Raw genomic sequence first — 12,552 nt, 5'->3', positions numbered from 1 at the left:
ATGCTGCGCACCTACGGCCGTTTCGCCCTGCGGCGCACCGGGCAGGCGATCATCGTCGTGCTCCTGGCCTACCTGTTCACGTTCGCGGTGATCAGCGTGCTGCCGGGCGACCCGATCACCACGACGCTGCGCAACCCCGACAACGGCTTCACCGAAGACGACATCGCCCGCATCGTCGCCTTCTACGGCCTCGATCAGCCGTGGTGGGTGCAGCTCGGCTCGTCGCTCGGGCGCTTCGTGGTCGGCGACCTCGGCGTCTCGCTGCGCTCGAACCTGCCCGTCGCCACACTCGTGCTCGATGCGCTCGGGTCGACCCTCGCGCTCGCCGCGGCGGCCCTCGCCGTGGCCGTGGTGCTGGCCGTGGCGATCGCGTACGGCACGCAGTTCGTCCCCGCGCGCTTCGGACAGGGCGTGCTGCGTTCGCTGCCGTCGCTGTTCCTCTCGGTGCCGAACTTCGTCATCGGTCTGCTGCTCATCCACGTCTTCGCGTTCGGGCTCGGGCTGTTCAGCATGATCGACACCGAGACGCCGTGGGGCACCTTCTTCGCGGCGGTGGCCCTCGGCATCCCGGTGTCGGCACAGCTGGCCGAGGTGCTCATCTCGTCGCTCGATCACGAGTCGCGGCAGGAGTACGTCGCCGTCGCCCGCTCGCGCGGTCTGCGCTCGGGTGCGCTGTTCCTGCGCCACCTCGCCAAGCCCTCGGCGCTGCCGAGTGTCACGGTGCTCGCCCTCATCGTGGGCGAGTTGCTCGGCGGCGCGCTCATCACCGAGGCGATCTTCGGACGCGTCGGCGTCGGCACGCTCGTGCAGTCGGCCGTGGCCGGTCAAGACCTGCCGGTGCTGCAGGCGGTCGTGTCCTTGGCCGCAGTGGTCTTCGTGGTCGTCAACCTGGTCGCTGACCTCGCGTATCCGCTGCTCGACCCGCGGGTCTCGATCGCCTCCCGTGGCCGCGCGCGGATTACTCCCACCCCCTCGGACGCGGCGTCCTCGCTGCGCGAGGAGGTGAGCGTCGTATGAGCGCCGCCCCCGCCCTCGTCCCGAGCCCGTCGATCGCCCGGGCGCGCGGCATCCGGTTCGCCCTGCCCCTCGACGTGATCGCCTCGTTCGTCGTCGTCGCGGTGGTGCTCGCGTGGTCGCTCGCGCCGACGCTCTTCACGAGCCAGAACCCCGCGCAGGGCGTGCCCGCCGACAAGCTCCAGGCGCCGAGCGCCGCGCACCTGCTCGGCACCGACCACCTCGGCCGCGACCTGTTCGCGCGGATCGTCTTCGGCGCACAGCCCTCGGTGACCAGCGCGCTCGTCGCGGTCACGATCGGGGTAGTCGTGGGCGGGCTGATCGGGCTTCTCGCCGGCTTCCTCGGCTCGTGGACCGACGTCGTGCTCGCGCGTTTCGTCGACGTGCTCCTGGCGATCCCCGCATTCCTGCTCGCGGTGGTCATCGTCAGCTCGCTCGGTTTCCAGACCATCAACGCCGCGATCGCCACCGGCGTCTCGGCGGTGGCGGTCTTCGCCCGCGTCATGCGCGCCGAGGTGCTCCGGGTGCGCTCGTCGGTGTTCGTCGAGGCCGCGCGGCTGCAGGGCGGGTCGAGCCTGCACGTGCTGTTCCGCCACGTGCTGCCCAACGCGTCGCGTTCGCTCGTGCCGCTCGCGGTACTGCAGTTCGGACTGTCGATCCTCGTGATCGCGGGACTCGCCTTCCTCGGCTACGGCGATCCGCCCCCGGCATCCGACTGGGGACTGCTGATCTCGGCGGGCAAGGACTACCCGCGTGCGCCGTGGCTCGTCGTCTGGCCGGCGGTGGTCACGGTGGCGACGGTGCTCTCGATCAACCGCATCAGCCGCTTCCTCCGGAGGACGTCATGACCCTCTCGCTTCCCGTCCGTCCCGACCTGGTCACGCGGACCGCGCTCCTGCGCGTCGAGGATCTCTCGGTCGCCTACGGGCGCACCCCCGTGGTGCACGACGTATCGTTCTCGATCCCGCGCGGCGGCAGCCTCGCCCTGATCGGCGAATCGGGTTCGGGCAAGTCGACGATCGCCCGCTCGGTGCTGCGCCTGCTGCCGCGGGCCACGGGCCGCGCGCACGGGCGCGTCGAGCTCGACGGCACCGACGTGCTGGGGCTCTCGGAGCGCGCCTTCCGCCCCCTGCGCGGACGACGAATCGGTTTCGTGCCGCAGGATCCGGCGCACGCCCTCAACCCCGTGCGCACGATCGGGTCGCAGGCGCACGAGGCGGCCGCCCTCGCCGGAGTCGCCGACGAGCGCGCGGCGATTCTCGAGGCGTTCGACCGCGTCGGCCTGCCCGACCCCCGCCGGGTCTACGACTCGTACCCGCACCAGCTGTCGGGCGGCATGCTGCAACGCGTGCTCATCGCGCTCGCGGTGCTGCCCGGGCCGCAGCTGCTCGTGGCCGACGAGCCCACCAGCGCGCTCGACGTGACGATCCAGAAGCGCATCCTCGACCTGCTCGGCGAGCTGCGCGACGACCTCGGCATCGGACTCCTCCTCATCACGCACGACTTGGCGATCGCCGCCGAACGCACCGACGAGATCGTCGTGCTCAAAGACGGCCGCATCCAAGAGGCCGGTGCCACGCGCGCGGTGTTCGCCGCCCCGGCATCCGCGTACACGAGGCAGCTGCAGGCCGATGCCCCCGCGCTCAACCCCGACCGGTACCGGCGCGACCTCGACGACCGCGGGGTCGACGCGTGGACGACCGACACCGGCTCGACCCGCATCGAGGTGCGCGAGGTGTCGAAGAGCTTCGTCGTCGACGGTGCCGCGCGGCCGGCGGTGTCGGGGGTGTCGTTCCGGGTGCCGCCCGGAACCACGCACGCGCTCGTCGGAGAATCCGGCTCGGGCAAGACGACCACCGTGCGGTTGCTGCTCGGGCTCGACACCCCCGATGCCGGCGAGATCCGCGTCGACGGCGAGCCGGTCATCGGACGCACGCCGGCCCAGCTGCGCGGCATCCGTCGCCACCTGCAGCTCGTGTACCAGAACCCCTTCACCTCGCTCGATCCCACGTGGAGCGTCGGGCGCATCGTGCGCGAGCCGCTCGACCGCTATCGGGTCGGCACGCGTGCCGAGCGGGTGACCGCGGTCGCCGAGGCACTGGATGCCGTGGGCCTGTCGACCCATCTCGCCCGGCGTCGCCCCGATGCCCTGTCGGGCGGTCAGCGCCAGCGCGTCGCGATCGCCCGGGCCCTCGTGCTCGAGCCCGACGTCATCGTGCTCGACGAGCCGACCAGTGCCCTCGACGTGACGGTGCAGGCCGGGGTGTTCGACGTGTTGCGCCTCCTGCAGCGCGAGCGGGGGCTCACTTACCTGTTCGTCTCGCACGACCTCGCCCTCATCCGCCAGATCGCCGACACCGTCTCGGTGCTGAAGGACGGCCGGGTCGTCGAGGCCGGCCGCGTGGCCGACGTGCTCTCGCACCCGCGCGAGGCGTATACCCGCGCCCTCATCGACGCCATCCCGTTCCGCGACCCCCGGAGTTCCCGATGACCCTTCTCTCCCCGTCGTCCCGTCCCACCCTCGTGCAGGCCTTCACCGCGCCGAAGGGCTTCGGCGACCAGACGCTGCGCGATCGTCGCCCCGATGCGATCGAGCTTCTCGGCGGCATCCCGGATGCCACGGTGCTGCCCACCGCGGAGCTCGCCGATGCGACGGCCCGCGTGCTCTCGCGCCCCGGTGCCGCGTCGCTGCAGTACTCCCGCACCGAGGGGATCCCGGCGCTGCGCGAATGGATCGCGGCGCGCGAGGGCGTCGCGGTGGACCGCGTGCTCATCACCAACGGCGGCTTCCACGGCTTGGCGCTCGCCGTGCAGACGGTGCTCGAGCGCGGCGATCTCGTCGCGGTCGACAACCCCGTGTTCCCGCTGTTCCTGCGCGGGCTCGAGCTGGCCGACGCGCGGGTGCTCCCCATCCGCGTCGGCTCGGCGGGGCTCGACATCGACGAGCTCGAGCAGCGACTGCGCGACGGAGCCCGACCCGCCGCGGTGTACACCGTGCCCGAGTTCCACAACCCCTCGCAGTCGTCGCTGCCCACGGCCAAGCGTCGCGAGCTCGTCGCGCTCGCCGAGCGCTACGGCTTCACGGTGTTCGCCGACGACCCTTACCGCGAGTTGCGGTTCCACGGCGAGGCGGAGTCGGTCGCGCCGTTCCACGACTCCGACCACGTCATCCACGTGAACACCTTCACCAAGACCCTCGGGCCGGGCCTGCGGCTCGGGTGGGTCGTGCTGCCGGAGCGATTGATCCCGGATGCCGTCGCCCTCCGCAGCCGCCAGGATTCGCACTCGTCGACGTTCGTGCAGGGCGTGGTCGCCGAGTTGCTGACCACCGACGAGTCGCTGTTCGACCGCGTGCTCGGCCGGGCCCGCGACCTGTACCGCCTGCGCGCGCACGCTCTGGCCGCCGAGCTCTCGGCATCCGGCCTCTTCGACGTCGCCGTGCCGGACGGTGGGCTGTTCCTGTGGCCGCGCCTGACCGACGACCGCATCGACGCCGACCGGCTCGCCGCCGACGCGAGCGCCGAGGGCGTGGAGTACCAGCGCGGGTCGTTCTTCGCCTCGGGCCCGGGCACCGATGCCGACCGCCACCTGCGTCTCGCCTACGGCGACACGTCGGAGGAGCTGCTGCGCGAAGCGGCGGCGCGGCTTACGCGGGCGGCGGCGCGGCAGCGCTGAGCGCGCGCGACAGTTCGCGCAGGCTCAGCGATTCGCGCAGGCTCAGCGCACGCGGCCCGACCCCGGCCGAGGTTGTGCGAATCGCGGAAGCTGTGCCGCGCGGCCGTCGCGCAGCGCGAGTGCGCTCAACGGGACCCCGCGCCGTCCGCACCAGGCGGGCACCCCCTCCCCGCGGGCCCGCCCGCGCGGCATCCGTCCACCCGGCGGTGGTCCCTCAGGGTGCGGTCGGTGCCCACCCCAGCAGCGGCCCGAGTCGCCCGGCGATGTCTTCGAGGATCTGCACGTAGTCGTCGGGCGCGAGGGCGAACGGCAGGGCGAAGGCCACCTCGTCGACCTCGGGGAACGCGCGCGACGACAGCAGTCGCTCGGCGATCTGCTCCGAGGTGCCGACGAGGTCTTCGGCGAACAGCATGCCGCGCGGGCCCTGGGGGACTCCGACGCGCCCACGCCGCGAGTCGGCATACGCCTCGTAGCGGCGACGCTGCTCGGGCGTGGCCGAGTCGGTGGGCACCACGACGAGCCCCTGCGAGACGCGGGCGGCTTCGCCGTCGCGATGCGCGTCGCGGTAGCGGCGGATCTGCGCGTACTGCTCGGCGTCGAAGTCGGTCGACTCGACCGCCTGGATCACGCTGCTGGTGAGCAGGTGGAAGCCGTTCTCGGCCGCCCACGTCGTCGAGCCGGGACTGCCCGCGCCGTACCAGAGCCGATCGGCCAAGCCCGCGGCGTGCGGCTCGACCCGCTCGGAGTACTCCTCGATCCCCTCGGTCCCCGCGAACGGACTGGCCTGCTCGCCGGCGAGGAAGCGGCGCAGCCGCACCAGACGCTCGTAGCCGAAGTCCTCGCGGTCGGCGGTGTCGGGGTACAGCGCCGGCGCGACCTCGTCGAGGCGCCGCGGCGGCCCGACCGAGAACCCGGGCTCGAGACGCCCGCCCGACAGCACGTCGACGGTCGCGAGGTCTTCGGCCAGGCGCAGCGGATTCTCCCACCCGAGCGGGATCACCGCCGTGCCCAGGCGGATGCGACTCGTGCGCTGTGTGGCGGCCGCGAGCACCGCGACGGGAGACGAGATGCCGTACTGCAGATGCCGGTCGCGCAGCCAGGCGCTGTCGAAGCCGAGGCTCTCGCCGCGTTCGATGATCGACAGCGTCGTCTCGTGTCCGGCGCGCGGATCATCTCGGTCGAAGAGGCCGATGGTGAGGAAGCCGAGGGAGCGCAGCGGGCGGGTCACCTTGCCACGCTAAACCGCGTCCGGCGCCGGGAGGGCCGGCCGTGTCACGGTCCGTCATGGCCGTCGCTGCCAGGGGAGAGGGAGAGGAGAAACCCGGGGCCGGAAACCAGACCGCTATCCGCCGGACGTCGTATCGAAACACTCCGTGGTTCTACTGGAGTGCATGGATAACGCTTCAGCGCTCGCACCGGTGGACCGTGACCGGGTCTCGACCCGAGTCAGCCTAGCCCTGCTCGGCGTTCGCAGCGACGCCCCCGTGCGCCGCACGGGCGGGGCCGGCCCCAGCGACGACGGCCACTTCGTCATCGAGGGCGAGGGGGCGGCCATCCCCCTCAACCCGAACAGCCCCTATGTCATCACCGCGTCGGGGCGGCTGACCCGTGACGGTGCCGATCTCGGTTTCGACGTGGCGCCGGTCGTGCGCCCCCGGTTCTACGACCTCGAAACGGCCGAGGGGGTGACCTACGACAAGATCGCGAAGCTGCACGGCAAGAACGTGCTCGCGACCACGGTCGTGCAGACCTGCGTTCGCTACGACGAGAGCGAGCGATGCCGCTTCTGCGCGATCGAGGCGTCCCTCGACGCGGGCACGACGATTGCGGTGAAGACGCCCGCGATGCTCGCCGAGGTCGCTGAGGCGGCCGTCCGCCTCGACGGCGTGACCCACATGGTGATGACGACGGGGACCTCCAACGGGTGGGATCGCGGCGCGAAACACCTCGCCCGCTGCGTTCGCGCGGTGAAGGCGGCGGTTCCGGGGCTGGAGATCCAGGTGCAGTGCGAACCTCCGGCCGACCTGCAAGCCATCACCGATCTCTACGAGGCGGGGGCCCGCTCGATCGGTATCCACGTCGAGTCGATGGATGACGAGGTGCGTCGGCGATGGATGCCGGGCAAATCGCGCGTGAGCATGGACGAGTACCGCGCCGCGTGGCGTGAGGCGGTCCGGGTCTTCGGCTGGAACCAGGTGTCGACCTACCTCATCGTGGGGATGGGGGAAGACCCCGACGAGGCGGTGGAGGGAGCACGCGAGCTCATCGAAATGGGCGTTTATCCTTTCGTCGTTCCCTTCCGCCCGCTGAAGGGCACGCTCGCGACCGACGTCGACAAGATCTCCGCTCCCCATCGCGCCGTCGTCGACGACATCACCTCGCGGGTCGCCGCGCTGATGCACGCGGCGGGGATGCGCGGCGAGGATCAGCGCGCAGGCTGCGCGGCCTGCGGCGCGTGCAGCATCCTCAAGACAGCAGGCGCCTGATGTTCGACGTACCGGTGCTGACCGGGTCTCCTCGGAGGCAGGAGGCGCCCGCGTGGACGATCCGGGTGGCGGATGCCGCGGACCTCGCCGCGTACCGCTCGATCCGGCATGAGGTGTTCGTCGGCGAGCAGGGCCTGTTCGCCGGCACGGACCAGGACGACATCGACGACGACCCCCGCACCGTCGTGCTGGTCGCGGCCACGTCCATGGGCGACGTCCTCGGCGGCGTGCGCCTCGCCCCCGCCACGGTCCGTGACATCGGCTGGTGGACGGGCGGCCGACTGGTCGTGCGTCGCGGCGCTCGCCAGGCAGGCGGTATCGGCTCAGCCCTCGTCCGGGCCGCGTGCACGGAAGCGGCGAGCCGGGGCGTGTTGCGCTTCGACGCCACGGTGCAGGAGCGCAACGAGCCCCTGTTCCGCCACCTCGGGTGGGTGCGCTGGGGGCGGACGGTCATCGGCGGAGCCCCGCACGTGCGGATGCGGTGGCCCATCGAGCGCGTCGCCGACCTCGTCGCAGCGATGAAGCTCCCGCTGGGCGACGTGCTCTCCGGCATCCGTGACGATCATCCCGAGGCGCTCGGCGGTGATGGCTGGGTGGGCGACGACGGCGCGCTGGTCGCGGGCACCGATATCGTCGTCGCCACCGACGCGATTCTGCCCGCCCTCATCGATCGCGACCCCGAGTGGGCCGGGTGGTGCGGGGTGCTCGTGAACGTCAACGACCTCTCGGCGATGGGCGCGCGAGCCGTCGGACTGATGGATGCCGTATCGGCACCCACCGCGTCGGCGGTGCGCCGCATCGTCTCGGGATTGCGCAGCGCCGCGGTCGCATGGGATGTCCCCGTCCTCGGCGGTCACACGCAGCTGCGCGGAGCGTCGTCGCTCGCGGTGACGGCGCTGGGGCGGACGACCGCCCCCGTACCCGGCGGTGGGGGACGCGTCGGTCACCGACTCGGTCTCACCGTCGACCTGCACGGGCGGTGGCGTCGCGGCTTCGAGGGACGCCAGTGGGATTCGACCTCGACCCGCTCGGGGGAGGAGCTGCGTCACCTGGCGGGTCTCGTCGCCGCGCAGCAGCCTGCCGCCGCGAAAGACGTCAGCATGGCCGGTCTCGTCGGCACGGCGGCGATGCTCGCCGAGGCATCCGGAACCGGCGCCCTCATCGACGTCGCCAGCGTCCCGGCGCCGTCCGACGTGGCGTTCGGAGACTGGCTCACCTGCTTCCCGGGCTTCGCCATGCTCACCGCCGACGCTCCGCAGATGTCCTCGCCCTTGGCGACGTCGGCGACGATCGGCGAGCTCAGCACGGAGCTCGGCGTCGTCTTGCGCTGGCCCGACGGCGTTGAGACGCGCGCGCTCGACGCCGACGCCACCGGCCTCGGTCAGGCGTAACGCAACCTCTTTCCGAGCGAAACCATTTCGAAACACCCACCCGCGAGCCTGGACATCAGACACGCGCTCCATCCCGGCTCCACCCGACGCGAAGGACACGACAATGACCACCGAACTCGACGCCCAGATCGCAGAGAACATCGCCAAGTCCCTCGGCGAGGTCCCGCACCCCTCGCTCCCCAAGGGCAGCAACATCTACGGCTCCACGAAGCTGTTCCCCGACTTCCAGGCCGAGAACGGCGAGTCGTACTTCACGCTCATCCACGGCATCCCCCACGAGTCGTCGGTGAGCTTCGTCGCGATCCTCCAGGCGACCCGAGCGCTCCGGAAGGGCTTCGAGTCGGCCATCTACCTGTACGGGCCGGGCACCCTCGCGGCCGCGGCGAACCGCGGCTTCCCCACCACGGGCGACGCGGGCTTCCCCGGCGAGCTGAACATGAACAACTCGCTCGAGACGTTCATCAAGGAGGGCGGCACGGTCTACTGCTGCCGCTTCGGCCTGGCGCTGCACGGCATCCGCGAAGAAGACATCATCGAGGGCGTGATCCCCGCGCACCCGCTCGACGTGCAGGACGCGGTCATCTACTACGCGCGCAAGGGCGCGATCATCAACTCGGTCTACAACCTCTGAGGCTCACCATGTCGATCACCGTCGCCTCCGTCTCGGCCAACTTCACCCGAGACCTGGAGCAGAACTACGCGCTCATCTCCGAGCTGGTGGCCGAGGCGCGGGCCGCGGGAGTGTCGTTCCTGGCCTTCCCCGAGGCCGCGATCGGCGGATACCTCTCGTCGCTCGGCAACCACGGCGACACGATCAAGACCACGAAGAAGTCGATGCCGCCGGCCATCCGGCTCGACGGGCCCGAGATCGCCCGGGTGCAGCAGCTCGTGGGCGACATGATCGTGACGATCGGGTTCTGCGAGCTGGCCGACGACGGCGAGACGCGCTACAACGCCGCGGTGTGCCTGGACGGTGAGAACATCTACGGCTCGTATCGCAAGGTGCACCAGCCGCTGGGCGAGAACATGTCGTACTCGGCGGGGGACACCTACGAGGCGTTCGACACCCCCGTCGGGCGTGTCGGGATGCAGATCTGCTACGACAAGGCGTTCCCCGAGGCGGCGCGCATGCTCGCCCTCGACGGCGCCGAGATCGTGGTGAGCATGTCGGCCTGGCCGGCGGCCCGCACCGCGACCGCCGAGAACCTGCAGGACGATCGGTGGACCTACCGGTTCAACCAGTTCGACATCGCCCGCGCCCTCGACAATCAGGTGTTCTGGATGGCCTCTAATCAGTCGGGCACCTTCGGGTCGCTCCGTTACGTCGGCAACGCGAAGGTCGTCGACCCGGGCGGCAACATCCTCGCCACGACCCTGCTCGGCACCGGGCTCGCGATCGCCGAGATCGACGTCGACGAAACCTTCCGGGCGATGCGCGGGGGCATGTTCCACCTGCGCGACCGTCGCCCCGACGTCTACGGGCCCGTCGCCGAGACGACCGGCGCGCACGTCGAGGGATGGAAAGAGGTGGCCCGTGCCTGAGATGCACTTCGCCGTCCGCTGGCCCGACGGTGCCGAGTCGTCGCACTACTCGCCGAGTCTCGTCATGCACGACTACCTCTCCACCGGCGGTCGGTACGGTGTCGTCGACTTCGTCGCCCGATCGAGTGAAGCTCTGGATGCCGCGGGCGAACGCGTGCGCGCCGCGTACGGTTTCGCATGCACCTCGGCCATGGCATCCCGCGACGAGATCGTGCGGACCGCCGCCGCCTATCCCGAGGGAGAAGTCACCGTGCTGCGCATGGAGCCGCCCCTGCCCGCGAGGGCGTCGTGATCCCCGTCGAGCTCCGCGCGGGAGACCACTACCCCGCCGTGATCGTGGGTGGGGGACAGGCTGGTCTCTCGGTCAGCTGGCACCTGGTCCAGGCCGGGGTGCGGCACGTGGTCATCGAGCGGGAGTCCGCGGCGCACGAGTGGCGCGACGGCCGGTGGGACAACTTCACCCTCGTGACGCCGAACTGGCACTGCCGGCTCCCCGGCTACGTCTACGACGGCGGCGACCCCGACGGGTTCATGACCCGTGACGAGGTGTACGCCTGGGTGCGCGGCTACGCCGATTCCTTCGACGCGCCCGTCGCCGAGGGAGTGCACGTGCGGCGGGTGGATCGCCGCGACGACGGGGTCTTCGTGGTGCAGACCAGCGCCGGGGAGATCACCGCCGACACGGTCACCTCCGCGACCGGGGGCTACCACCGCCCGATCACCCCGTCGTGGGCCGCCGATCTGCCGGAGCGCATCGTGCAGATGCACTCCCACCACTACCGCAACGCCGGGCAGCTGCCGGGAACGGTGCTCGTGGTGGGCACGGGTCAGTCCGGCACGCAGATCGCCGAGGACCTTCATCTCGAGGGGCGCCAGGTGCATCTCGCCGTGGGGCGGGCGCCGCGCGTGGCGCGGTTCTATCGCGGCCGCGACTGCATGACCTGGCTCGCCGACATGGGCGTGTACGACGTGCCCGCCGGGGCGCAGGCGGCCGCCAAGCGTGCCGCGACCAATCACTACGTCACCGGGCGCGACGGGGGGCGGGACATCGACCTCCGCCTGTTCGCGGCGCAGGGGATGGGGCTGCACGGGCGCGCGATCGGCATCACCGACGCGACCCTGGAGTTCGACGACAGTCTCACGGCCAACCTCGACCGCGCCGATTCGGTCGCCGAGTCGATCAAGAACGACATCGACGCCTACATCGCCCGTGAGGGAATCGATGCCCCCGTCGAGGAGCGCTATCGGCCGGTCTGGACGCCTGACGGGGGTCCGACGCGACTCGACCTCGACGACATCGACGCGGTGGTCTGGGCCATCGGCTTCCGTGCCGATTGGTCGTGGCTCGGCGACCTCGACGTGCTCGATAGCCACGGGCATCCTGTGCACGAGTGGGGCGCGACGGCGGTGCCGGGCTTTTCGTTCGTTGGTCTTCCGTGGCTGCACACCTGGGGCTCGGGGCGGTTCCACGCGATCGCCCGGGATGCCGAGCACGTCGCCGTCGGGATCGTGGCGGCCTCGCGCGACGTCCTCGCGGTGCGCTGAGCGGCCAGCGCGTACGCTCGAGAAATGGCATCCGTGACGATGGCTGCGGTGGCGGCACACTTCGGTCGCGACGTCGAGCGCACGCTTGCGAAGCTCCCCGGCATCGTGGCCGACGCCCGCACGCGCGGGGTCGACCTGCTCGTGCTCCCGGACGCCACGATCGGCGGCTACCTGCTCGACCTGCACCACCCGGTCGAGGAGGGCGATGGCATCCCGCATTCCGTCGAGATCGACGGTCCCGAGGTCGCGGCGATCATCGAGCTCGCCGGCGACATGACGGTGTGCTTCGGCATCGCCGAGCGCGCGGTGGAGGACGGACGGGAGCGCCGCTACAACTCGGCGGTGTGCGTGACCGGCGAGGGTGTGCTCGGTGTGCACCGGAAGGTGCACCTGCCCCTCGGGGAGTCGGACGTGTACGCGGCGGGCACCGGCTTTCGAGCGTTCGACACCCCGGTGGGGCGGATCGGCATGCTCATCGACTTCGACAAGACGTTCCCCGAGGCGGCCCGCTCGATCGCGCTCGACGGCGCCGACATCATCACCTGTCTGAGCGCGTGGCCCGCGAGCGTGACAGACCGCTCCGACCGCATCCGCAACGACCGCCAGGCCCACCTGTTCGATCTGTACGACTGCGCCCGCGCCGCCGAGAACCAGGTGTACCTCGTGTCGTCCAATCAGACCGGGGTGCTGGGCGGCCTGCGCTTCCTCGGGCAGGCGAAGGTGGTCGACCCGGCGGGCGAGATCGTCGCGAAAACGTGGGCCAAGGGCGGCCTCGCGGTCGCGAAGGCCGATGTCGTCGGCGATATCGCGCGAGCCCGTCGCTCGCTCAACCACCTGGCGCAACGCGCCGAGCACGCCTACCGGCTGAGCGCCCCGGCGTAGACCGAGGCCCGACCCCG

The 12,552-nt window shown here is 71.3% G+C and carries 12 protein-coding genes; 11 read left to right on the top strand and 1 reads right to left on the bottom strand.

Features of this window, described 5'->3' with window-relative positions; translation table 11 throughout:
* The 4 genes from ABXS86_RS09445 to ABXS86_RS09430 are packed head-to-tail and all read left to right on the top strand — an operon-like array spanning position 1 to position 4,689.
* On the top strand, positions 1-1,017 hold the full coding sequence (locus tag ABXS86_RS09445; protein WP_307208036.1) for an ABC transporter permease: 1,017 nt from the start codon (positions 1-3) through the stop codon (positions 1,015-1,017).
* Complete coding sequence (locus tag ABXS86_RS09440) at positions 1,014-1,862, top strand: ABC transporter permease (RefSeq protein WP_307208042.1); 849 nt, start codon at positions 1,014-1,016, stop codon at positions 1,860-1,862. Before ABXS86_RS09445 ends, ABXS86_RS09440 begins: the two co-directional genes overlap by 4 nt.
* Complete coding sequence (locus ABXS86_RS09435) at positions 1,859-3,505, top strand: ABC transporter ATP-binding protein (RefSeq protein ID WP_353664256.1); 1,647 nt, start codon at positions 1,859-1,861, stop codon at positions 3,503-3,505. Before ABXS86_RS09440 ends, ABXS86_RS09435 begins: the two co-directional genes overlap by 4 nt.
* A complete protein-coding gene (locus ABXS86_RS09430) occupies positions 3,502-4,689 on the top strand; it encodes a PLP-dependent aminotransferase family protein (RefSeq protein WP_353664255.1) in 1,188 nt (395 codons plus the stop codon). The genes ABXS86_RS09435 and ABXS86_RS09430 overlap by 4 nt, the downstream gene beginning before the upstream one ends.
* Positions 4,690-4,903: 214 nt before the next feature.
* On the opposite strand, the gene ABXS86_RS09425 is transcribed toward ABXS86_RS09430, so the two are convergent.
* Positions 4,904-5,917, bottom strand: coding sequence for an LLM class flavin-dependent oxidoreductase (locus tag ABXS86_RS09425; protein WP_230704025.1), 1,014 nt, complete (start codon positions 5,915-5,917; stop codon positions 4,904-4,906).
* A 163-nt stretch (positions 5,918-6,080) separates the two neighbouring features.
* On the opposite strand from ABXS86_RS09425, the gene ABXS86_RS09420 reads away from it, so the two are divergent.
* The 7 genes from ABXS86_RS09420 (at position 6,081) to ABXS86_RS09390 (ending at position 12,535) form a co-directional block, all read left to right on the top strand.
* Positions 6,081-7,175 (top strand): MSMEG_0568 family radical SAM protein, encoded by a 1,095-nt coding sequence (locus ABXS86_RS09420; protein WP_316000788.1) that lies wholly within the window; start codon positions 6,081-6,083, stop codon positions 7,173-7,175.
* Positions 7,175-8,566, top strand: a complete 1,392-nt coding sequence (locus tag ABXS86_RS09415) for an MSMEG_0567/sll0787 family protein (protein ID WP_353664254.1) — start codon at positions 7,175-7,177, stop codon at positions 8,564-8,566. The genes ABXS86_RS09420 and ABXS86_RS09415 overlap by 1 nt, the downstream gene beginning before the upstream one ends.
* 103 nt (positions 8,567-8,669) lie before the next feature.
* Positions 8,670-9,197: an MSMEG_0572/Sll0783 family nitrogen starvation response protein gene (locus ABXS86_RS09410; protein WP_307208085.1), complete on the top strand. Its 528-nt coding sequence runs from the start codon at positions 8,670-8,672 to the stop codon at positions 9,195-9,197.
* 8 nt (positions 9,198-9,205) lie between these two features.
* Positions 9,206-10,108 carry a carbon-nitrogen hydrolase family protein gene (locus tag ABXS86_RS09405; protein ID WP_316000786.1) on the top strand — a complete coding sequence of 301 codons (903 nt, stop codon included), beginning with the start codon at positions 9,206-9,208 and terminating at the stop codon, positions 10,106-10,108.
* A 1-nt stretch (position 10,109) separates the two neighbouring features.
* Entirely contained in the window at positions 10,110-10,400 is a 291-nt protein-coding gene (locus ABXS86_RS09400) for an MSMEG_0570 family nitrogen starvation response protein (protein WP_307213979.1), read from the top strand.
* A complete protein-coding gene (locus tag ABXS86_RS09395) occupies positions 10,397-11,653 on the top strand; it encodes an MSMEG_0569 family flavin-dependent oxidoreductase (protein WP_353664253.1) in 1,257 nt (418 codons plus the stop codon). The genes ABXS86_RS09400 and ABXS86_RS09395 overlap by 4 nt, the downstream gene beginning before the upstream one ends.
* A gap of 24 nt (positions 11,654-11,677) precedes the next feature.
* The gene (locus tag ABXS86_RS09390) at positions 11,678-12,535 is read left to right on the top strand and encodes a carbon-nitrogen hydrolase family protein (protein ID WP_307208104.1); all 858 of its coding nucleotides are present in this window, start codon (positions 11,678-11,680) and stop codon (positions 12,533-12,535) included.
* Positions 12,536-12,552 lie beyond the last annotated feature (17 nt).

This window comes from Microbacterium sp. che218 (assembly GCF_040436305.1).
GTDB classification, from domain to species: domain Bacteria; phylum Actinomycetota; class Actinomycetes; order Actinomycetales; family Microbacteriaceae; genus Microbacterium; species Microbacterium algihabitans.
The sequence above is the reverse complement of the archived record's forward strand: the minus strand, read 5'-3'. Positions and strand labels throughout refer to the sequence as shown.

Excerpts from the sequence above, each read along its gene's own strand:
- ABXS86_RS09445 (WP_307208036.1), top strand. The coding sequence starts at position 1 with ATGCTGCGCACCTACGGCCGTTTCGCCCTGCGGCGCACCGGGCAGGCG.
- ABXS86_RS09440 (WP_307208042.1), top strand. The coding sequence starts at position 1,014 with ATGAGCGCCGCCCCCGCCCTCGTCCCGAGCCCGTCGATCGCCCGGGCG.
- ABXS86_RS09435 (WP_353664256.1), top strand. The coding sequence starts at position 1,859 with ATGACCCTCTCGCTTCCCGTCCGTCCCGACCTGGTCACGCGGACCGCG.
- ABXS86_RS09430 (WP_353664255.1), top strand. The coding sequence starts at position 3,502 with ATGACCCTTCTCTCCCCGTCGTCCCGTCCCACCCTCGTGCAGGCCTTC.
- ABXS86_RS09420 (WP_316000788.1), top strand. The coding sequence starts at position 6,081 with ATGGATAACGCTTCAGCGCTCGCACCGGTGGACCGTGACCGGGTCTCG.
- ABXS86_RS09415 (WP_353664254.1), top strand. The coding sequence starts at position 7,175 with ATGTTCGACGTACCGGTGCTGACCGGGTCTCCTCGGAGGCAGGAGGCG.
- ABXS86_RS09410 (WP_307208085.1), top strand. The coding sequence starts at position 8,670 with ATGACCACCGAACTCGACGCCCAGATCGCAGAGAACATCGCCAAGTCC.
- ABXS86_RS09405 (WP_316000786.1), top strand. The coding sequence starts at position 9,206 with ATGTCGATCACCGTCGCCTCCGTCTCGGCCAACTTCACCCGAGACCTG.
- ABXS86_RS09400 (WP_307213979.1), top strand. The coding sequence starts at position 10,110 with ATGCACTTCGCCGTCCGCTGGCCCGACGGTGCCGAGTCGTCGCACTAC.
- ABXS86_RS09390 (WP_307208104.1), top strand. The coding sequence starts at position 11,678 with ATGGCATCCGTGACGATGGCTGCGGTGGCGGCACACTTCGGTCGCGAC.